This window comes from Staphylococcus sp. HMSC36A10, assembly GCF_001838845.1.
GTDB lineage: Bacteria > Bacillota > Bacilli > Staphylococcales > Staphylococcaceae > Staphylococcus > Staphylococcus aureus.
The window spans coordinates 100,526-124,100 of the sequence record NZ_KV839069.1 but is presented as its reverse complement, the minus strand read 5'-3'; the positions used below and the strand labels follow the sequence as shown (position 1 = coordinate 124,100).

Genomic DNA, 23,575 nt, shown 5'->3' with positions numbered 1-23,575 from the left:
ATTTTGCGAAAATATCATTTCTGTCCCACTCCCACGTTTGTTTTGGATTATGTTGCATCATTTAAATGATTTTCGTCAATTTCTTTGATGCTATCTACATCTAACACGACATCTTTAGGTTTCAAAATATGAATATGTTTTTCATCATTTGTATGTAAAATGCGTTCTATGATGTACCTTTGACCGGCCATTGTTTCTACAGCAATCTTTTTGTTTCTAGCTAAACTTGCTACGACAGATTCTTTATCCATAATGATAGCCCCCTATATATATGTTTATTTACTTATACCCTAACATGATTTTTATACTCTTTGAAAATATATTTTACAGAATTTTATCTAAATATTTAAAAAAATCGCTCAATATCCTTGTAATCCGATAAGAATTATAGTAATATTTTTTCAACCATTGTTATAGGAGGTCTTATTAATGACATTATTTTTATTAGAAGCTAACAATCTTGATTTTGCATCAACGAAAGAAGAACTAGAAGCAAAGGCAGCATCACTATCTACGAAGACAATTCCAACATTAATTGAAGTACAAGCTACTGAAAATTTAACTCATGGTTATTTTATTGTGGAAGCAAATGACGAAGCAGAAGCTAAACAATTTTTAACAGAAGCAGATATTAGTATTCAATTAGTCAAAGAAGTACGCTTAGTTGGTAAAGATTTAGATGAAGTTAAAAATGGTGATGCACATGTTGATTACCTTGTAACTTGGAACATTCCGGAAGGCATTACGATGGATCAATATTTAGCACGTAAAAAGAAAAATTCTGTTCATTATGAAGAAGTGCCAGAAGTTGAATTTAAACGCACATATGTATGTGAAGATATGTCTAAATGTATTTGTTTATACAACGCACCTGATGAAGAAGCGGTACGTCGCGCGCGAAAAGCAGTTGATACACCGATTGATGGCATCGAAAAACTTTAATAAGACAACAAGTTGATGAGATATATGTATATAGGTTTGACGTGGATTTCGATTGCAGTTAATTAGAATAGCTCAATGCTATAAATGTAAGTAGTTGATATGAAGAAACTAATGAACTAAATGCAAGTATTGTCTAAAACAATCATTTTATTGAAATTTAGTAGAGCTGAAATTAATATAACGTCGTTAATTGAATAACGCTTATGTTATAAGAGCACTCATACCAAACCATAATCATCTATAGATATAACAATTCACGATATAAGGGCTGTGTTTGGCATAGCCCTTTAGATATACACTTAATTCCTATTAAAATAGTAGGGATTAAAAGGGGGCTTGTCATGATTAAAATACAACAATTACAACATCACTTTGGATCACATAAAGTAATTCATAACTTTAATTTGGACATTAGCAAAGGAGAAATAGTCACTTTCATAGGAAAAAGTGGTTGCGGAAAGTCTACTTTACTCAATATTATCGGTGGATTTATTCATCCATCATCTGGACGTGTCATTATTGATAACGAAATTAAACAACAGCCGTCTCCAGATTGTTTAATGCTATTTCAACATCATAATTTGCTGCCATGGAAAACGATTAATGACAACATTAGGATTGGATTTCAACAGAAAATTAGTGATGAAGAGATTAACGCACAGCTTAAATTAGTTGATTTAGAAGGCAGGGGAAAGCATTTTCCCGAGCAACTGTCCGGGGGTATGAAACAACGTGTGGCACTATGTCGAGCGCATGTGCATAAGCCTAACGTTATATTGATGGATGAGCCATTAGGTGCATTAGATGCATTTACACGTTATAAACTTCAGGATCAACTAGTGCAACTAAAACATAAAACGCAATCAACTATTATTTTAGTGACGCATGACATTGATGAAGCTATTTATCTTTCCGACCGCATTGTTCTGTTAGGTGAAGGGTGCAATATTATTTCTCAATATGAAATTACAGCATCACATCCACGCAGTCGTAATGATAGCCACCTACTTAAGATTCGTAATGAAATTATGGAAACATTTGCATTGAATCATCATCAAGTTGAACCTGAATATTATTTATAAGGAGTGAGTGACGATGAAAAGGTTAAGCATAATCGTCATCATTGGAATCTTTATAATTACAGGATGTGATTGGCAAAGGACGTCTAAAGAACCGTCTAAAAATACCCAAAATCAGCAAGTGATTAAAATTGGATATTTGCCGATTACACATTCAGCTAATTTGATGATGACTAAAAAATTATTATCACAATACAATCATCCGAAATATAAACTAGAATTAGTTAAATTCAATAATTGGCCAGATTTAATGGACGCATTAAACAGTGGTCGTATTGATGGTGCATCAACTTTAATAGAGCTCGCGATGAAATCAAAACAGAAGGGCTCAAATATAAAGGCTGTGGCATCGGGCCATCATGAAGGCAATGTCATTATGGGACAAAAAGGTATGCACTTAAATGAATTTAATAATAATGGCGATGATTACCATTTTGGTATACCACATCGTTATTCAACACATTATCTTTTACTTGAGGAATTACGTAAACAATTAAAGATTAAACCGGGGCATTTTAGCTATCATGAAATGTCGCCAGCAGAAATGCCAGCCGCATTGAGTGAACACAGAATTACAGGGTATTCTGTAGCCGAACCATTCGGTGCACTGGGTGAAAAGTTAGGCAAAGGTAAGACTTTGAAACATGGTGATGACGTTATACCTGATGCGTATTGCTGTGTGCTAGTACTGAGAGGGGAATTGCTTAATCAACACAAGGATGTAGCGCAAGCATTTGTACAAGATTATAAAAAGTCTGGCTTTAAAATGAATGATCGCAAGCAAAGTGTAGACATTATGACGCATCATTTTAAACAAAGTCGTGACGTTTTAACACAGTCAGCGGCATGGACATCCTATGGTGATTTAACAATTAAGCCATCCGGCTATCAAGAAATTACGACATTGGTAAAACAACATCATTTGTTTAATCCACCTGCATATGATGACTTTGTTGAACCGTCATTGTATAAGGAGGCATCGCGTTCATGACACGTCCCACAAATAACAAATTTATATTACCTATTATCACATTTATTATTTTCTTAGGCATTTGGGAAATGGTCATTATTATTGGGCATTACCAACCTGTATTGTTACCTGGTCCTGCTCTTGTAGGAAAAAGTATATGGACTTTCATTGTTACTGGAGAAATTTTCCAACATTTAGCAATTAGTTTATGGAGATTTGTAGCGGGCTTTGTTGTCGCATTGTTGGTTGCTATTCCATTGGGCTTCTTGCTTGGAAGGAATCGTTGGCTATACAACGCTATCGAACCGCTATTTCAATTGATTAGACCGATATCTCCGATAGCATGGGCACCATTTGTTGTTCTATGGTTTGGTATTGGTAGTTTGCCAGCGATTGCGATTATTTTTATCGCTGCTTTTTTCCCAATTGTGTTCAATACTATTAAAGGCGTTAGAGACATTGAACCTCAATATTTAAAAATAGCGGCAAATTTAAATTTAACTGGGTGGTCATTGTATCGCAATATATTATTTCCCGGGGCATTTAAACAAATCATGGCTGGGATACATATGGCGGTAGGAACAAGTTGGATATTTTTAGTTTCTGGTGAAATGATTGGTGCACAATCGGGATTAGGTTTTTTAATCGTTGATGCACGAAATATGTTGAACTTAGAAGATGTTTTAGCAGCAATATTCTTTATCGGATTATTTGGTTTTATTATTGATCGATTCATTAGTTATATTGAGCAGTTTATACTTAGAAGATTTGGTGAATAAGGAGAGATGATGATGACTTTAGAAACGCTTATCAAAGAACAATTAGATCCTCATTTAGTAGAAGTTGATGAAGGGACGTATTATCCGAGAACATTTATTCAACAATTATTTGTAGATGGTTATTTCGGTGAGGCGGCATTGAGAAAAAATGCTGAAGTAATCGAAGCTGTATCGCAGTCTTGTTTGACAACAGGATTTTGTTTATGGTGCCAATTAGCTTTTTCAACGTATTTAGAAAATGCCACGCAGCCACATTTAAATAATGACTTACAACAGCAATTGTTATCTGGAGAAATATTAGGTGCTACCGGATTGTCTAATCCGATGAAGTCATTTAATGATTTAGAAAAGTTGAACCTTGAACACACTTATGTTGATGGACAATTGGTTGTCAGTGGACGTATGCCAGCTGTAAGTAATATTCAAGAAGACCATTATTTTGGTGCGATTTCGAAACATGAATCATCAGATGAATTTGTCATGTTCATTCTACGTGCCAATCAAGATGGTATCACTCTTGTTGAAAAAACCAATTTTTTAGGAGTCAACGGGTCAGCAACGTATCAAATCACATTGAATCAAGTCGTAGTGCCACAATCACAAATTATCACGCATGATGCGAAGCAGTTTGCGGCAACTATTCGCCCGCAATTTATTGCTTACCAAATTCCAATAGGATTAGGCTCAATTAAAAGTTCTTTAGAGTTAATTGATGCATTTTCAAATGTGCAAAACGGAATAAATCAATATTTAGAGTATGATGTTGAAGCTTTTAAAAAACGTTATCGTCAACTTAGAGAGGAATATTATGCAATATTAGATGACGGTAACTTAACTTCACATTTAAGTGAATTAATATCATTGAAGAAGGACATTGGCTATTTATTGTTAGATGTAAATCAAGCTTCTGTTGTCAATGGTGGTTCAAGAGCGTACACACCATATTCGCCACAAGTTCGCAAGTTAAAAGAAGGATTCTTCTTCGCAGCATTGACACCAACATTAAGACATTTAGGTAAACTTGAGGCAGAGTTGAAGGGGTAAGTATGATATGCTAATTTGTTGTTTAGATGCGTTTGTTGAAACATTTTTTAAAATAATATAAATCTTAGTTTATAAACATTTTCTGTTTATTTGTTATATCCTTTTAACTAGGAAAATATACATTTCGTAATAATAATAATCGTTATCATTGAAAAAGTGTTAATAAGGTGTATAATGAAAATGTGAACAATTAATGAACTTCTTATTTTAAAGAAGGTGAATACTATAGATACGCATACTAAAGAACAACAATTCTCGAATCTAGTAAGATCTTATCGTAAAGAATACGTGGGTAAAGGACCCAATAGTATTCGAGTGTCGTTTAAAGATAATTGGGCGATTGCACATATGACAGGTGTTTTGAGTAAAGTTGAGAGTTTTTACCTAAACGACAAACGCAATGAATCGATGCTCCATTATACACGCACAGAGAAGATTAAACAGATGTATAAAGAAATAGATGTAAATGAGATGGAAAGTCTTGTAGGCGCTAAGTTTGTAAAATTATTTACAGATATTGATTTGAATGATGATGAAGTCATTTCAATATTTGTTTTCGATAAGTCAATAGAATAAGTGTTGCTGGTGTAAGGTACACGGTGCTGTTTGCTAACTTCGCTTTGAATTTAACAATAATTCAAGGGGGTGGTATGTCAAACGGTGCCGTTTTTTTGTCATATTTTTAAAACAAGCAACATGCAACACGTACTTTAAGGAAGTCAAAATTTATCATTTAGGAGAGATGGATATGAAAATCGTAGCGTTATTTCCAGAAGCAGTAGAAGGTCAAGAAAATCAATTACTTAATACTAAAAAAGCATTAGGATTAAAAACATTTTTAGAGGAAAGAGGACATGAGTTCATTATATTAGCAGATAATGGTGAAGACTTAGATAAACATTTACCAGATATGGATGTGATTATTAGTGCGCCATTTTATCCTGCATATATGACTCGTGAACGTATTGAAAAAGCACCGAACTTGAAATTAGCAATTACAGCAGGTGTAGGATCTGACCATGTAGATTTAGCGGCAGCAAGTGAACACAATATTGGTGTCGTTGAAGTTACAGGAAGTAATACAGTTAGTGTGGCAGAACATGCGGTTATGGATTTATTAATACTTCTTAGAAACTATGAAGAAGGTCATCGTCAATCAGTAGAAGGTGAATGGAACTTGTCTCAAGTAGGTAATCATGCGCATGAATTACAACACAAAACAATTGGTATTTTTGGATTTGGTCGAATTGGACAACTTGTTGCTGAAAGATTAGCGCCATTTAATGTAACATTACAACACTATGATCCAATCAATCAACAAGACCATAAATTGTCTAAATTTGTAAGCTTTGATGAACTTGTTTCAACAAGTGATGCGATTACAATTCATGCACCATTAACACCAGAAACTGATAACTTATTTGATAAAGATGTTTTAAGTCGTATGAAAAAACACAGTTATTTAGTGAATACTGCACGTGGTAAAATTGTAAATCGCGATGCGTTAGTTGAAGCGTTAGCATCCGAGCATTTACAAGGATATGCTGGTGATGTTTGGTATCCACAACCTGCACCTGCTGATCATCCATGGAGAACAATGCCTAGAAATGCTATGACAGTTCACTATTCAGGTATGACTTTAGAAGCACAAAAACGTATTGAAGATGGAGTTAAAGATATTTTAGAGCGTTTCTTCAATCATGAACCTTTCCAAGATAAAGATATTATTGTTGCAAGTGGTCGTATTGCTAGTAAAAGTTATACAGCTAAATAGAATAAGGATGCTGGGCTAGCGATTAACGCTTTCAATTTTATATAAATGAATCATATAAGCACTACTGCTGTTGTAAAGATGGCAGTAGTTTTTTTATGATTACATCTAAGTATAGTCACGGCTATGTTAGGACAATGATTTAACATTTACGCACATATGTGTTCACTTACGCAATTATTGATAAATTTCATTCATTTGGAATAATATATAGTCATATAGTGCTAATTTTTTGAGGCATTATATGCAAGATGCATTGTAAAGTCGATGCATTTGTTTGTTAAATAACTTTGTATAACTAAAATTCTTTGTTTCAACGTATAATCTAATAATAGATTTTATATAAATGGTAGTGTGTATATATGTGGATAGGGGTGTAGTTATTAATGAAACGCTTAAGTACGACTTTGAAAGTACGATTGATTAGCAATTTTTTACAGCTAATTATTACGACAGCATTTATACCGTTTATAGCACTATATTTAACAGATATGTTAAGTCAATCAATTGTCGGTATATATCTTGTTGGTTTAGTGGTTCTAAAATTTCCATTGTCCATTATATCTGGTTACCTTATTGAGATATTTCCGAAAAAGTTGCTAGTACTTATTTATCAAGCGACGATGGTGATAATGCTTGTGTTCATGGGCATATTTGGGTCACATCAATTGTGGCAAATTATTGGTTTTTGTGTTGCATATGCCATATTTACAATCGTTTGGGGATTACAATTTCCAGTTATGGACACATTAATTATGGATGCAATTACCGAAGACGTGGAACATTATATTTACAAGATTAGCTATTGGATGACGAACTTATCGGTAGCTATTGGGGCATTGTTAGGTGGCTTGATGTATGGCTACAGTATGTTACTACTTTTCTTAATAGCAGCTTGTATATTTTTAATTGTACTCTTTATTTTATATATTTGGTTACCTCAAGACCGAAATCAAGTAAAGCAAAGTGATGACAAGAGGCATGCAAGTCGTTATCAAAAATTACAAATAATGAATATATTTCGCAGTTATAAATTAGTTTTGAAAGACCGTAATTATATGTTATTGATTTCGGGGTTCAGTATCATCATGATGGGTGAATTTTCAATCTCCTCATATATTGCTATTAGACTAAAGGATCAGTTTGAAACAATAAGTATAGGTTCATATGATATTACAGGTGCTAAGATGTTAGCAATCTTGCTAATGATTAATACGGTCGTCGTCATTTTACTCACGTATTCAATCTCGAAAGTTGTATTGAAAATAGATTTTAAAAAAGCTTTAATCACTGGTTTGCTGATTTATATTGTTGGCTATAGTGGTCTAACCTATCTTAATCAGTTTGGCTTATTAGTTGTTTTTATGATAATTGCGACTGTAGGTGAGATTATTTATTCGCCTATAGTTTCAGAACAACGCTTTAAAATTATTCCTAAAGCTAAAAGAGGAACATATAGTGCAGTTAATGCATTAGGTATTCATTTTTCAGAAACACTAGCTAGGTTAGGGATTGTGTTGGGTGTTTTCTTAACGTCATTACAAATGGGACTGTATATGTTTATCGTTTTAACAATTGGTGCTAGCATGCTTGTTGCTGGTGTATTCGGGGGACAAAAACAAGTGAATACAAATTGAATTTATTTAAATATTTATTTTATGCATCTTTTTATATTGAAAACCTATTAATTTGGTCGTAATTAAAATAGAGATAAATTTATTAAGAATTTGTTAAAATTTAAGGATAACAATTGTTTTATGCGAGTTGTTTGTTTAATATAAACTTGCTTCATGGATATTTTGTAACAACAATATTGAATTTGCAATGAGATATGAACAACAGAAAGTGATTAACGAGTTGTAGTGTGCTATTTATCGAAGATGTATGTAATTTACATTGAAAAATATACCAATTGTAACGATGATACAAGATGTATTTTAGGGTAGAATATATCGCTCATATGTTGCGAATGGTGTTTTATATTAATCATTACATAACGAGTTAATTAACATTTCGTCGGTTATCATATCATCATGCAATTTCAGTAAGTAATGAGTATTATGATATGAAAGAAGGACTTTTTATGATTATGGGTAATTTGAGATTTCAACAGGAATATTTTCGTATATACAAAAATAATACAGAATCAACGACACACCGTAATGCGTATTGGGTTAAACTCGCTAAAAATGTTGAAGCTACTAAAATGATGTATGCATTATCGACAATTGTGCAACAACATGCATCTATAAGACATTTTTTTGATGTTACTACCGATGACAATTTAACAATGATACTTCATGAATTTCTGCCTTTTATTGAGATAAAACAAGTTCCAACTTCTTCCGCAAACTATGATTTAGAAGCTTTTTTTAAGCAAGAATTAAGTACTTACCATTTTAATGATTCACCTTTATTCAAATTTAAATTGTTTCAGTTCGCTGATGCTGCATATATACTATTAGATTTTCATGTGTCCATTTTCGATGATAGTCAAATTGATATTTTTCTTGATGATTTATGCAATGCATATCGTGGCAATACTGTTATTAACAATACTCGACAGCATGCACATTTAAATAGAAATGATGATAAAGACAATCAAGATGCATCGCATATAGCATTAGACTCAAACTATTTTCGGTTAGAGAATAACTCTGACATCCATATTGATAGTTATTTACCAATTAAGCATCCATTTGAGCAAGCTTTATATCAAACGTATTTGATTGATGATATGACATCAATAGATATGGCATCGTTGGCTGTTAGTGTGTATTTAGCTAATCATATAATGAGTCAACAACATGATGTCACATTAGGTATACATGTACCATCACATTTACCAAATGATTTACACGGAAATATTGTGCCGTTAACGTTAACAATCGATGCAAAAGATGTATGTCAACGTTTTACAACAGATTTTAATAAATGTGTGTTGCAAAATATGTCGCAATTACAGTGCGCGAAGTCTTCGCTTTCACTAGAGACTATTTTTCATTGTTATCATCATATGATGTCTTGTTGTAATGATGTTATTGAGGATGTACATCAAATACATGATGCACATACATCTTTAGCGGATATTGAAATTTTTCCACATCAACACGGGTTCAAAATTATATATAACAGTGCAGCATATGATTTGCTCTCAATCGAGACGCTGAGTGACTTAGTTCGAAATATTTATTTGCAAATTACTGAAGAAAATGGAAATAAACGAACAACTGTAGATGAACTTAATTTGATGACAGAACGTGATATTCAATTATATGACGATATCAATTTAAGTTTGCCTGAGATAGATGATGCGCAAACAGTTGTTACCTTATTTGAGCAACAAGTTGAAGCAACGCCGAATCATGTCGCTGTGCAATTTGACGGAGTGTTTATAACATATCAAACATTGAATGCACGCGCGAATGATTTAGCACACCGTTTGAGAAACCAGTATGGTGTTGAACCTAATGATCGTGTCGCTGTCATAGCTGAAAAAAGTATTGAGATGATAATAGCGATGATAGGTGTGTTGAAAGCTGGTGGGGCTTACGTGCCAATTGATCCGAACTATCCAAGTGATCGTCAGGAGTACATTTTAAAAGATGCAACGCCTAAAGTTGTAATAACCTACCAAGCTTTATATGAAAATGGTAAACAAAATATTAATCACATTGATTTGAATAAGATAGCGTGGAAAAATATTGATAATCTTTCTAAATGTAACACGTTAGAAGATCATGCTTATGTTATTTACACGTCGGGGACAACTGGTAACCCTAAAGGGACACTAATTCCGCACCGAGGTATTGTTCGCTTGGTCCATCAAAATCATTATGTACCATTAAATGAAGAGACGACGATTTTGTTATCAGGAACTATAGCCTTTGATGCTGCAACATTTGAAATATATGGTGCATTGCTCAATGGTGGAAAGCTGATTGTTGCTAAAAAAGAACAATTATTAAATCCAATAGCGGTAGAACAATTAATCAATGAAAATGACGTTAATACTATGTGGTTAACCTCCTCATTATTTAATCAGATTGCTAGTGAACGAATAGAAGTATTGGCACCGTTAAAGTATTTATTAATTGGTGGAGAAGTATTGAATGCTAAGTGGGTGGATTTGCTTAATCAAAAACCGAAGCATCCTCAAATTATTAATGGTTATGGACCAACTGAAAATACAACATTTACAACGACGTATAATATACCTAACAAAGTTCCAAATCGTATTCCTATTGGTAAACCGATTCTGGGTACTCATGTTTATATCATGCAAGGCGAGCGTCGGTGTGGCGTTGGTATTCCTGGAGAATTATGTACAAGTGGCTTTGGGTTAGCTGCAGGTTATTTAAATCAGCCAGAATTGACAGCAGATAAATTTATCAAAGATTCAAATATAAATCAGCTGATGTATAGAAGTGGTGATATCGTTCGTTTGTTACCCGATGGCAACATAGATTATTTATATCGAAAGGACAAACAAGTTAAGATTCGAGGGTTTAGGATTGAGTTGTCAGAGGTTGAGCATGCGCTCGAGCGTATACAAGGTATTAATAAAGCAGTTGTTATTGTTCAAAATCATGATCAAGATCAGTATATCGTTGCTTATTATGAAGCGATGCATACATTATCACATAATAAGATTAAATCACAATTACGTATGACCTTACCGGAGTACATGATACCAGTTAATTTCATGCATATTGAGCAAATTCCTATTACTATTAATGGGAAATTAGATAAGAAGGCATTGCCTATCATGGACTATGTCGATACGGATGCCTATGTAGCACCGAGTACAGATACCGAACACTTGCTATGCCAAATTTTTGCAGATATTTTACATGTGAATCAAGTAGGTATTCATGATAATTTCTTTGAATTAGGTGGCCATTCATTAAAAGCAACGTTAGTGGTGAATCGGATAGAGGCATCTACTGGGAAACGATTACAAATTGGTGATTTATTACAAAAGCCAACTGTATTTGAACTAGCACAAGCGATTGCTAAGGTTCAAGAACAAAACTATGAAGTGATTCCAGAAACTATAGTTAAAGATGACTATGTGCTGAGCTCTGCACAAAAGCGTATGTATTTATTATGGAAATCAAACCATAAAGATACGGTGTATAACGTACCTTTTTTATGGCGGTTATCATCAGAACTTAATGTAGCTCAATTGCGACAAGCAGTGCAGCGTTTGATAGCGCGACATGAGATTTTACGAACACAATATATTGTTGTAGATGATGAGGTTCGACAACGTATTGTGGCAGATGTTGCAGTTGACTTTGAAGAAGTTAACACGCATTTTACGGATGAACAAGAAATCATGCGCCAATTTGTAGCACCTTTTAATTTGGAAAAGCCAAGTCAAATTAGAGTGAGATACATTAGAAGTCCCTTACATGCATACCTCTTTATAGATACGCATCATATCATTAATGACGGTATGAGTAATATACAATTAATGAATGATCTTAACGCACTTTATCAACATAAATTATTGTTACCACTTAAATTGCAATATAAAGACTATAGTGAGTGGATGTCGCATCGTGATATGACGAAACATAGACAATATTGGTTATCTCAATTCAAAGATGAAGTACCTATTTTAAGCTTACCGACAGACTATGTTAGACCAAATATTAAAACGACAAATGGAGCAATGATGTCATTTACAATGAATCAACAAATGAGACAGCTACTTCAAAAGTATGTAGAAAAGCATCAAATTACTGATTTTATGTTCTTTATGAGTGTGGTCATGACGTTGTTAAGTAGATATGCTCGAAAAGATGATGTTGTTGTCGGTAGTGTGATGAGTGCGCGTATGCATAAAGGCACGGAGCAAATGCTAGGCATGTTTGCTAATACGTTGGTATATAGAGGGCAACCGTCACCTGATAAAATGTGGACACAGTTTTTACAAGAGGTTAAGGAAATGAGTTTGGAGGCATACGAGCATCAAGAATACCCATTCGAATGTTTAGTAAATGACTTAGATCAATCACATGATGCCTCACGGAATCCATTATTTGATGTCATGTTAGTACTACAAAACAATGAAACGAATCATGCTCATTTTGGGCATAGTAAATTAACACACATTCAACCCAAATCAGTGACGGCGAAATTTGATTTATCTTTCATCATTGAAGAAGATCGCGATGACTATACAATCAATATCGAGTATAATACCGATTTATATCACTCAGAAACAGTTCGTCACATGGGTAATCAATGTATGATTATGATTGATTATATTTTGAAGCATCAAGATACACTACAAATTTGTGATATACCAAACGGCACGGAGGAACTTCTAAATTGGGTCAATACGCATGTTAACGATCGAATGCTTAATGTCCCGGGAAATAAATCTATCATAAGTTACTTTAATGAAGTTGTCTCACGACAAGGTAATCATGTTGCGCTAGTCATGAATGATTTGACAATGACGTATGAAACATTACGCAACTATGTGGATGCCATTGCGCACATGCTCCTATCAAATGGTGTGGGCAATGGTCAACGGGTTGCCTTGTTTACAGAACGTAGTTTTGAAATGATTGCGGCGATGTTGGCGACAGTTAAAGTAGGTGCATCTTATATACCTATCGATATTGATTTTCCGAATAAACGACAAGGTGCAATTTTGGAGGATGCTAAAGTAACTGCAGTCATGTCTTACGGCGTTGAAATTGAAACGACATTACCAGTCATTCAATTGGAAAATGCTAAAGGCTTTGTTGAATCAAAGGAAAATGAACAATATGATGATTTACATGGCAATCAACTTGAAAACACAGCGATGTTAGATAATGAGATGTATGCTATTTACACATCTGGTACGACCGGGATGCCTAAAGGGGTTGCCATACGACAACGAAATTTGTTGAATTTAGTGCATGCATGGTCAACTGAATTGCAATTAGGCGACAATGAAGTATTTTTGCAACATGCAAATATTGTTTTTGATGCATCAGTTATGGAGATTTATTGTTGTTTGTTAAATGGTCATACGCTTGTGATTCCAGATAGAGAGGAACGTGTTAATCCAGAACAGTTACAACAACTCATTAATAAGCATCGTGTGACGGTTGCGTCGATTCCGTTACAGATGTGTAGTGTTATGGAAGACTTTTATATTGAAAAGTTGATTACAGGCGGGGCAACTAGTACGGCATCCTTTGTTAAATATATTGAGAAGCATTGTGGCACGTATTTCAATGCCTATGGACCATCTGAGTCAACAGTCATCACATCGTATTGGTCACATCATTGTGGTGATTTGATACCTGAGACGATTCCAATTGGCAAACCCTTATCTAACATCCAAGTGTATATTATGTCAGATGGTTTGTTATGCGGTATTGGTATGCCAGGCGAGTTGTGTATTGCAGGTGATAGTTTAGCGATAGGATATATTAACCGTCCAGAATTAATGGCTGATAAATGGCAAAATAATCCATTTGGTAAAGGTAAGTTGTATCATAGTGGTGATTTAGCACGTTATACATCTGATGGTCAAATTGAATTTTTAGGAAGAATAGATAAACAAGTGAAAGTTAACGGGTACCGTATTGAACTTGATGAAATTGAAAATGTAATATTAGCTATTCGTGGTATATCTGATTGTGTTGTAACAGTAAGTCACTTTGATACGCATGATATATTGAATGCTTATTATGTCGGAGAGCAACAAGTGGAGCAGGATTTGAAGCAATATTTAAATGATCAGCTGCCTAAGTATATGATTCCTAAGACTATAACGCATATCGATTGTATGCCATTAACCACGAATGACAAGGTGGATACTACGCGTTTGCCAAATCCATCACCTATACAACAGTCTAATAAAGTGTATAGCGAACCCTCTAATGAAATTGAGCAGACATTTGTTGATGTATTTGGAGAGGTATTGAAACAAAATGATGTCGGTGTTGACGATGATTTCTTTGAACTTGGTGGTAACTCATTAGAGGCGATGTTAGTTGTCTCGCATTTAAAACGATTTGGCCATCATATTTCAATGCAGACATTATACCAATATAAAACCGTGCGACAGATTGTTAATTATATGTACCAAAATCAACAATCATTAGTTGCATTACCGGATAATCTTTCGGAATTACAAAAGATTGTTATGTCTCGTTATAACTTGGGTATTTTAGAGGATAGTCTAAGTCATCGACCTCTAGGAAATACACTATTGACTGGCGCGACAGGTTTTTTAGGTGCTTATCTGATTGAAGTACTACAAGGATACAGTCATCGCATTTATTGTTTCATACGTGCTGATAATGAGGAAATAGCATGGTATAAGTTGATGACGAATTTAAATGATTATTTTTCAGAAGAGACGGTTGAAATAATGTTATCAAACATTGAAGTCATTGTTGGTGATTTCGAGTGTATGGATGATGTTGTTTTACCAGAAAACATGGATACGATTATTCATGCAGGTGCTCGTACAGATCACTTTGGTGATGATGATGAATTTGAAAAAGTAAATGTTCAAGGTACTGTTGATGTCATACGTTTGGCACAACAACATCATGCAAGGTTAATATATGTGTCTACGATAAGTGTGGGAACTTATTTTGATATAGACACAGAAGATGTGACATTTTCAGAAGCGGATGTCTATAAAGGGCAACTACTAACATCACCATATACACGGAGCAAATTTTATAGTGAATTAAAAGTATTAGAAGCTGTAAATAATGGCTTAGATGGTCGGATTGTACGTGTTGGTAATTTGACGAATCCTTACAATGGAAGATGGCATATGAGAAATATAAAGACTAACCGTTTTTCAATGGTAATGAATGATTTGTTACAACTGGATTGTATCGGGGTTAGCATGGCTGAAATGCCTGTAGATTTTTCTTTTGTGGATACGACTGCAAGACAAATTGTCGCATTAGCACAGGTCAACACACCACAAATCATTTACCATGTGCTATCACCTAATAAAATGCCGGTGAAATCTTTGTTAGAATGCGTTAAGCGCAAAGAAATTGAACTCGTCAGCGATGAATCATTTAATGAAATTTTACAGAAACAAGACATGTACGAAACGATTGGATTAACTAGTGTTGACCGTGAACAACAACTAGCAATGATAGATACAACATTAACATTAAAAATAATGAATCACATCAGTGAAAAATGGCCAACGATAACTAACAATTGGCTGTATCATTGGGCACAATATATCAAAACAATATTCAATAAGTAAGTAGGGAAAGTTATGACAGTATTTGTAATGCAATTACAGAGTAACTTGAAAAGTATTGAAGAATTAATATCACAAAGTCGTTGGTCATATAAAAAACCGCGTACAGTCAACTATAGATACAATCAAGATAAACTCATGCACAGATTGGGAGATATTTTAGTGCAATATGGAATTCAACATGACACAGGTTTATTACCACATGAATGGCATTATCACATTTCGCCACGAGGTAAGGCAGATATTGTTCAACACAATCGTGATGGACAGCCCATCTATGTGAGCTTATCATATAGTTATCCTTATATCGTGTGTGTTGTCGATAAAGAACCAGTTGGTATTGATATCGAAAAGATATCACAACGTTTAGACTGGCGTACGTTAGTGACGTGTTTCTCTACAAACGAAGCACATCAAATATGTAGTTTAAATGATTTTTATCAAATATGGACACAAAAAGAAAGTTTTACAAAATTGATTGGTGAAGGTTTAATCAAAGGATTGGACATTTATGATATGACACAATCACACTTTTATCAATCACGTGAAGTGAAGTTCAAACAATTTATTTTTGATCAGTTTATGGTACAGGTATGTTTCTTAGGACAGGCACCCTGGGGTTATAAAAAAGTGTCTGTATTTCAGTTATTGAGTAGTTAATATGACGTCTGACAGTATCATTGCGCAGTGATTTTAAACTATACTGCCTAAATGTTTACTGTTAGATGTTTTTTTATTGGAAAAATGAAAGGTGAATACACGATGGCATCATTCAAAATCATGACGAGATTAAAGTAAGTGATAAGGTAAAAATATACTGAGCAATATTGAAATTACCGAAAATAATAGTTTGTTACGACGCATTTGAGACTTTAATGCTCACGTAAGTTGGCTGGAATCATATCATGTCAGTTAATAAAATAACGTGAGCATCAATCATCATACTCAAACGATGATTTAAAACTCACGTTAATGTTAGTCAGTGTATTAATTTAATTTATAGCGATAGACAAAATGTTGTCGCACTAATTCAATTGTCATCATCCAGACGATATGGCCAAAGAATTCTGACAGATGCTCTTGGAATGGTTGATCCCACACAGCAGGTACAGTATGCATGATTGGCATAATGATAAGGTGGAATAATACCCAAATAGCAATACCAAAAACAGCACCTTGTCCCATTGCTAAGTAAGCGTATTTTTTAACTAATATGCAGTAAATAATTGCAATGACGATAGAAAAACTAAAGTGGACAATAAAGCTTACCCAAGGCAATTCCATATTTGAAAATGTATATGTTTGATGCGTAAACTCACTACTAAATCCTAATTGTTGCAATAACTCTTGAGGTGGGTTCGTTGCATTACGTTCTGGTGTGCGAGGTGGAAACATGACCTCCCAACCTAATTTTACAATTCCAGATAACAAGCCACCGATAATTCCAGCATAAATGAATATACCCATTTGTCGTTTCGTCAACTTAAGGACTCCTCTCTATTTACTATCCTCATTATAGTGTTTTGTGAAAATAATCACAATAAAAAGCTTTGCAAAACTTAAAATATTTTGATAAACAAATTTGTAAAAAGTTATTAGTTTTTTACATCTCATATTGTATCGTACTGTATTCAAAATTGTTAACGAGATGAACGGTAAATAAATGTTTTAGCGCAATGGATAATCGAACTGGAATCATCTCGCGTGTCAAAACTTGTTAGGCCTTAATTTCATAGTTATGAATTAAGGATTGTTGTGCCAACAAAATCATTATTGTAAATAGATTCAATGATATTTGGCTTGTTTCCTGATGCAATGATAACTTTAGGACAGCCATTTTCAATCGCATTTTTGGCATCTAGCACTTTGGGAATCATACCTCCATAAATATCACCATGTTCAATATATTGATGAATATCGACTAATGGCAATTGAGGTATAACAACATCATTGATGAGTACACCTGCAATATTACTTAATACATAAATAGGCGCTTTTAATGATGATGCAATAAAATAGGCAAGCGTGTCAGCATTAATATTGTAAAATTCTCCATCATGGTTATTGAAACCAATCGAATTGATGATAGGTACAAATTTAGTACATAAATACTGTAAAGCATCCTTATTTAAAGCGGTCGGAACACCGACATATCCATATTGTTGATCAAAAGATGTAATTTCAAACAGCTGTGCATCCAAACCACATAAGCCTATTGCAGAACATTGGTGCTGGTTAAATTGAGCTACTAATGCAGTGTTAACGTCTGCAATGAGCGTGTGTTTAGTAATGGTCATGGTTGCTTTATCAGTCACTCTTAGGCCATTAACAAAGTGTGGCTCGATTTGCTGGTTTGATAATGCTTCATTAATAAATGGGCCACCGCCATGAACGATAATGGGGTAGATGTTGTTTGATCGTAAATGCTTAATGTTGTTAATAATTGATGGATGCATGTCACTAAGTGTACTGCCACCAATTTTAATGACAATAAATTTCATCTAACCAACACCACCTTATGTTCGATATGATGCGTTAATACGCACATAATCATAGGATAAATCACAACCGTATGCAGTCGCTGCAGCGTTACCTAAACCAAGCTGAACGTCAATTGTGACATTTTCATGAGTTAATGTATTCGACATAGCTTGCTCATCAAATAGTACAGCCATACCTTTATCCACGACAGGTATTTGGTTCAGTTGAACATATGTGCATTTAGGATCAATTTCACATCCGCTATAGCCAATAGCTGTAATGATTCGACCAAAATTGGCATCTTCGCCAAAAATAGCTGATTTTACTAGATTTGAACTTACGATAGTTTTACCGATTTTTCTTGCATCTGATATTGATTTAGCGCCTGACACATTGACGCTGATTAACTTTGTTGCGCCTTCGCCATCTCTGGCTATAGCTTTAGCTAAAAATGTACAGACAAAATTGAATGCATCAACAAATGTTTCCCATTGTGGATGGTCTTGACTAAGTATTTGGTGTTCAACTTGGTGATTTGCCATGACTAATACCATGTCATTTGTACTTGTATCGCCATCAACAGTAATCATATTAAATGTATGGTCAGTCGAAGATTTTAATAATTGATGAAGTGTATTCGATTCAATCGATGCATCGGTTGTTATAAAAGCAAGCATGGTAGCCATATTTGGATGAATCATACCTGAACCTTTGGCGCTACCACCAATTGTAACGGTTTTACCATCGATTTTTAGTGATACAGCGATATGTTTTGTACAGGTATCAGTTGTTAAAATTGCCTCGTTAAACGCACCTGGCGTTGCAAAATTAGTATCCTTAATATGTTCGGTCCCAGTCTTAATTTTATCCATAGGCAAATATTCACCAATGACCCCAGTTGAAGCAACAGCAACATGCTCAGATGGTATTTGAAGTTGTTGAGCAACCCATGTTTGTGTTTGTCGTGCATCATCTATGCCTTGTTGACCGGTACAAGAATTTGCATTAGCTGAATTAACAACAAGTGCTTGTAATTTTCCTTTAGACTTTTGTAAAGTGTCTTCAGTGACAATAAGTGGTGCAGCTTTAAACTGATTTAAAGTATATACGGCAGCTGCACTTGCCAAAGACGATGAGTAAATCCACCCAAAGTCTTTTTTGTTAGCGCGTAAACCGATGTGCATACCACCAGCCGTGAAGCCTTGAGGTGTACTAATATCGCCATGTTTAATAATTGAAAAGTTATATTGTTGTGATGTCGTTTCTTGATGTTTCATTCTAACACCCCTTATGGATAAACTGGTGATTGATTTAGGCCAGTCGTCACTTCAAAATCATATAATATATTTAAATTTTGAATGGCTTGCCCACTTGCGCCTTTGACAAGGTTATCAATCACTGATACTAAAATTGCTGTTTGTGATGTTTCATCTACATAGATACCGATATCGCAGTAGTTACTACTGAGTACTTCTTTTGTGGTTGGAAAAGTCCCAATATCTCTAATTCTGACAAATGGCTGATTAGCATAATAAGAGGTCATTAATTTATGTAATGATTCAGTCGTAAATTCAGATGATAATTTGACATATATTGTTGATAAAATACCTCGTGTCATTGGTACGAGATGTGGTGTAAATATGACTGATACATCTTGACCCGCAATGATAGATAAATATTGCTCGATTTCCGGTTTGTGTTTATGGTTTCCGATTGCATAAGCGCTTAGATTTTCATTCATTTCTGAAAAATGAACACGTTGTGATAATGAACGACCAGCACCTGACACGCCGGTCTTAGCATCAATAATAATAGATGACAAATCTACTATTTTTTCGCTAATAAGTGGATGTAATGCTAATAATGTTGCTGTAGGGAAACAGCCAGGATTAGAAATGAGCTTCGTTCCATTGTTATCAAACGATTGCCATTCTGAAATGCTGTAAATAGCATGATTCAAATCATCTTGTGCTGCAGCAGTTTCTTTGTAATATGTTTCATATATTTCACGATTCTTAATTCTAAATGCGCCAGATAAATCGATAACATGAATACCTTTTTCTACTAAGGGAGGGATACATGTTTTACTTACGGGTGCTGGTGTCGCAAAGAAAATTACATCACAGTCATTATTGTCCACTGTAAGTGCTTCGAAATGTTGCATAATATGTTGTAAATGTGGAAATGTTAATTTCAACGGTTCATCTACTTTTGAATGTGAGTAGATGTGTGCAATCGTTACATGAGGATGTGTTTGTAACAATCGAATTAATTCAATTGCGCCATAACCGCTACCGCCAACGATACCTACTTTAATCATCATGAATCCCTCCTATGTCATATATAAATGATTAATTGTTAATTTTTAAAAACGTCTTGAAAAGCTGCAACAATTTGATGGATTTCCTCTTTATCAATGACTAGAGGTGGAGACAATCGAATGATAGTACGATGCGTGTCTTTGCATAAGATTCCACGTTGAATCAGTTGATCCACAAAAGGTGCAGCATCTGTGTTAAGCTCTATGCCTATAAATAAACCACGACCTCTAATTTCTTTAATACTAGGATGTTTAAGTTGTAGCAACGCTTTTAATAAAAATGAACCTAAGCGTTCTGATCGTTCAACCAGTTGTTCATCTTTAAGTACATCAAGCGCTGCCGTCGATATTGCAATGGCTAAAGGGTTACCACCAAATGTTGAACCATGTGTACCTGGTGTTAGAACACGCATGACATCATTATTTGCAAGTACAGCAGATACAGGGTATAAGCCGCCACCCAATGCCTTACCTAAAATATAAATGTCTGGAACGACTTGCTCCCATTCCATAGCAAACCATTTCCCAGTTCTACCAAGACCAACTTGAATTTCATCTGCAATCAATAATATTTGATGTTTATCACATAGTTGACGCACAGCTTGAATATATCCTTTCGGTGGTATATTAACGCCACCTTCACCTTGAATTGGTTCCAAAATAATTGCTGCTGTATTCGGTGAAATAGCTTGTGTTAATTGTTCAATGTCTCCAAAATCTACTGTTGTAGTGCCTTGAAGTAGGGGGTGAAATCCTGCTTTATATGCGTCGTGGTTAGATAGTGATAATGAGCCAAGTGTACGACCGTGAAAATTGTTATTCATAGCGATGATTTCAACTTGTCCGTCAGTAATGCCTTTAACTTCAGAGCCCCATTTTCTAGCAATTTTAATGGCTGCTTCAACAGCTTCAGTACCAGAGTTAAGGGGGAGTACTTTGTCTTTCTTAGCAAGATGACAAATTTTTTCTTCCCATTTCCCGAGATTGTCACTATAAAGGACACGTGAAATGATAGACAACTTTGAAGCTTGTTCTGTCATCGCTTTAACAATTGTTGGATGACAATGGCCTTGGTTTGCAACTGAAAAACCCGAAATGCAATCTATATATTGTTTGCCATCAGTATCCCAAACTTTGACACCTTTACCTTTAGAAATGACAAGCTTAAGTGGTGCATAATTATTAGAGCTATAATAATCAGTTAATTCAATGATTGAATTCATCGGTCTCCCTCCTTTATATTTATACATTTTAAAGAATTAATATTAATATATTACAGTTGTTCAATATAAGTGTCAAATGTAAATTTAATAATATAAAGATAAGGTTGTGTTTGTATTAATGTGATTTGTAAAATGAAAGTACTAATATTTTTTGTGGATAATCATTGATATGTATGTATACGATTGCAGTTTAATGTAGTATGAATAAAAAATGCCACAAGCATATGTTTAACATATGACTGTGGCATAGTATTATGCTTGTGGAATTTTACGATGCTTAATTTTATAAATAATGAAGCCGATAATGAAACCAATCAAACTGAGAACAACCCAGCCCATACCAATGTCTGATAATGGTAAATATTTTTGGCTGAAATTAATCAAAGTTTGTGAGAATGATGTGCTTGAAATGAACTCTGGGCTAGCTTTTAATCCGTCTATTAATGCGGCAATCATTGTAAAGAAAATGGTACATTGATACACAATCTTGGAATGATGGAATTTGCTACTAAATAATGTTAGTACAATCAAGGCAATTGCTAATGGATATAAGAACATTAACACTGGGACTGAGTACATAATAATTTTAGTTAAGCCAACATTCGCGAATAAGAACGAAATAAAGCTCACAACTGTTGCAATCGCTAGGTAATTCAGTTTCGGGAATAAATGCTCAAATGTTTCTGAAAATGCCGTAATTAAACCGATGGCTGTTTTTAAACAAGCAACCATAACGATAAGTGACAACAGGACGATACCGTAGTTACCTAAGTAGTATTGCGTAATTTGCGCTAAGGCAATACCACCATTTTCACTAAGTTTGAAATGACCAATACTTAATGTACCCATGATTGCTAGTAGGGTATAAATAATCCCCATCATAATGATACTGATAGTACCAGACTTAATTGTTTCTTTAGCGATATCAGTTGGATTTTCGATACCTAACTTTTTAATCGTTGCAACAATGATGATACCAAATGCCAATGACGCTAGCGCATCTAAGGTATTGTATCCATCTAAAAAGCCGTTAAATAAGGCATGTGATTGATATTGTTTACTAATAGGTGCATCAGATATGCCACCTAATGGATGGATAAAAGCAAATAATAAAATAATTGCTAATAATACTAAGAATACCGGATTTAAAAATTTACCGATATATTCTAAAATTCTTGATGGCTTTCTCGCAAAAAACCATGCAATCACAAAGAAGACGAAGCTAAAAATAAATAAATATAAAGTGATTTGCTTTGGTGATAAAAATGGCGAAAATGCAATTTCAAATGATGTCGTTGCCAGTCTAGGTAAGGCGAAAAATGGTCCGATAACTAGATATAAGGCAATCGTGAAAATGTAAGCATATGTTTTATTAACACGCGATGCAATTTCAAATAAACCAGATGTCTTTGAAATGCCAATAGCAATGATACCTAGAAATGGTAAGCCAATTGCTGTAATTAAAAATCCTAAGTTAGCGATAAAAACGTTAGAACCAGCAGCTTGACCCAAGTGTATTGGGAAGATAAGATTGCCGGCACCAAAGAATAAACCAAATAACATAGAACCTATAAACATGTTTTCTTTAAATGTTAGTTTCTTCTTCATATATGTATTTGTTCTCCTTTTTAGAACTTATAAAAATCTACTTAATTAAGATAATATCAAAAATTAAACATAAAGTGATACATAATTTTGCAATAAATACTA

At 34.3% G+C, this 23,575-nt stretch carries 17 protein-coding genes; 10 read left to right on the top strand and 7 right to left on the bottom strand.

Translation table 11 applies throughout. The annotated features are described in order from the left end of the window. Window positions 1–47: 47 nt before the first annotated feature. Complete coding sequence (locus HMPREF3247_RS01425; RefSeq protein ID WP_000356963.1) at window positions 48–251, bottom strand: hypothetical protein; 204 nt, start codon at window positions 249–251, stop codon at window positions 48–50. A gap of 178 nt (window positions 252–429) precedes the next feature. Here HMPREF3247_RS01425 and HMPREF3247_RS01420 point away from each other — a divergent pair, with 178 nt between their 5' ends. From HMPREF3247_RS01420 to ausB, 10 genes are all read left to right on the top strand, one after another. Next, complete coding sequence (locus HMPREF3247_RS01420; RefSeq protein ID WP_000171919.1) at window positions 430–942, top strand: DUF4242 domain-containing protein; 513 nt, start codon at window positions 430–432, stop codon at window positions 940–942. Window positions 943–1,283: 341 nt separating this feature from the next. Then, entirely contained in the window at window positions 1,284–2,024 is a 741-nt protein-coding gene (locus HMPREF3247_RS01415) for an ABC transporter ATP-binding protein (protein WP_000590844.1), read from the top strand. 13 nt (window positions 2,025–2,037) lie between these two features. Further along, window positions 2,038–3,012, top strand: coding sequence for an ABC transporter substrate-binding protein (locus tag HMPREF3247_RS01410; RefSeq protein ID WP_070866170.1), 975 nt, complete (start codon window positions 2,038–2,040; stop codon window positions 3,010–3,012). Then, window positions 3,009–3,770 (top strand): ABC transporter permease, encoded by a 762-nt coding sequence (locus HMPREF3247_RS01405; RefSeq protein WP_000197961.1) that lies wholly within the window; start codon window positions 3,009–3,011, stop codon window positions 3,768–3,770. Before HMPREF3247_RS01410 ends, HMPREF3247_RS01405 begins: the two co-directional genes overlap by 4 nt. 12 nt (window positions 3,771–3,782) lie before the next feature. Further along, window positions 3,783–4,814, top strand: coding sequence for an acyl-CoA/acyl-ACP dehydrogenase (locus HMPREF3247_RS01400; RefSeq protein ID WP_000171649.1), 1,032 nt, complete (start codon window positions 3,783–3,785; stop codon window positions 4,812–4,814). 216 nt (window positions 4,815–5,030) lie between these two features. Beyond that, a complete protein-coding gene (locus HMPREF3247_RS01395) occupies window positions 5,031–5,390 on the top strand; it encodes a Na-translocating system protein MpsC family protein (protein WP_001092004.1) in 360 nt (119 codons plus the stop codon). A 172-nt stretch (window positions 5,391–5,562) separates the two neighbouring features. Continuing rightward, entirely contained in the window at window positions 5,563–6,588 is a 1,026-nt protein-coding gene (locus HMPREF3247_RS01390) for an NAD-dependent formate dehydrogenase (RefSeq protein ID WP_000706137.1), read from the top strand. A 383-nt stretch (window positions 6,589–6,971) separates the two neighbouring features. After that, window positions 6,972–8,222, top strand: coding sequence for an MDR family MFS transporter (locus HMPREF3247_RS01385; RefSeq protein WP_000826856.1), 1,251 nt, complete (start codon window positions 6,972–6,974; stop codon window positions 8,220–8,222). 446 nt (window positions 8,223–8,668) lie between these two features. Then, on the top strand, window positions 8,669–15,844 hold the full coding sequence (gene ausA, locus HMPREF3247_RS01380; protein WP_001566873.1) for an aureusimine non-ribosomal peptide synthetase AusA: 7,176 nt from the start codon (window positions 8,669–8,671) through the stop codon (window positions 15,842–15,844). Window positions 15,845–15,856: 12 nt separating this feature from the next. Next, the gene (gene ausB / locus HMPREF3247_RS01375) at window positions 15,857–16,501 is read left to right on the top strand and encodes an aureusimine biosynthesis 4'-phosphopantetheinyl transferase AusB (RefSeq protein ID WP_000215724.1); all 645 of its coding nucleotides are present in this window, start codon (window positions 15,857–15,859) and stop codon (window positions 16,499–16,501) included. A gap of 327 nt (window positions 16,502–16,828) precedes the next feature. Here the strand turns inward: ausB and HMPREF3247_RS01370 are convergent, their stop codons facing one another. From HMPREF3247_RS01370 to brnQ, 6 genes are all read right to left on the bottom strand, one after another. Beyond that, window positions 16,829–17,308 (bottom strand): YagU family protein, encoded by a 480-nt coding sequence (locus HMPREF3247_RS01370; protein WP_001802886.1) that lies wholly within the window; start codon window positions 17,306–17,308, stop codon window positions 16,829–16,831. 269 nt (window positions 17,309–17,577) lie between these two features. Further along, a complete protein-coding gene (gene argB, locus HMPREF3247_RS01365; protein WP_000668894.1) occupies window positions 17,578–18,342 on the bottom strand; it encodes an acetylglutamate kinase in 765 nt (254 codons plus the stop codon). A 15-nt stretch (window positions 18,343–18,357) separates the two neighbouring features. Continuing rightward, on the bottom strand, window positions 18,358–19,599 hold the full coding sequence (gene argJ, locus HMPREF3247_RS01360) for a bifunctional glutamate N-acetyltransferase/amino-acid acetyltransferase ArgJ (protein WP_000682614.1): 1,242 nt from the start codon (window positions 19,597–19,599) through the stop codon (window positions 18,358–18,360). A gap of 11 nt (window positions 19,600–19,610) precedes the next feature. Beyond that, window positions 19,611–20,642: an N-acetyl-gamma-glutamyl-phosphate reductase gene (argC, locus tag HMPREF3247_RS01355; RefSeq protein ID WP_000598497.1), complete on the bottom strand. Its 1,032-nt coding sequence runs from the start codon at window positions 20,640–20,642 to the stop codon at window positions 19,611–19,613. A gap of 38 nt (window positions 20,643–20,680) precedes the next feature. After that, entirely contained in the window at window positions 20,681–21,865 is a 1,185-nt protein-coding gene (gene rocD, locus HMPREF3247_RS01350; RefSeq protein WP_001084436.1) for an ornithine--oxo-acid transaminase, read from the bottom strand. 252 nt (window positions 21,866–22,117) lie between these two features. Next, window positions 22,118–23,473, bottom strand: a complete 1,356-nt coding sequence (gene brnQ, locus HMPREF3247_RS01345) for a branched-chain amino acid transport system II carrier protein BrnQ1 (protein ID WP_000728168.1) — start codon at window positions 23,471–23,473, stop codon at window positions 22,118–22,120. Between the last annotated feature and the right edge of the window lie 102 nt (window positions 23,474–23,575).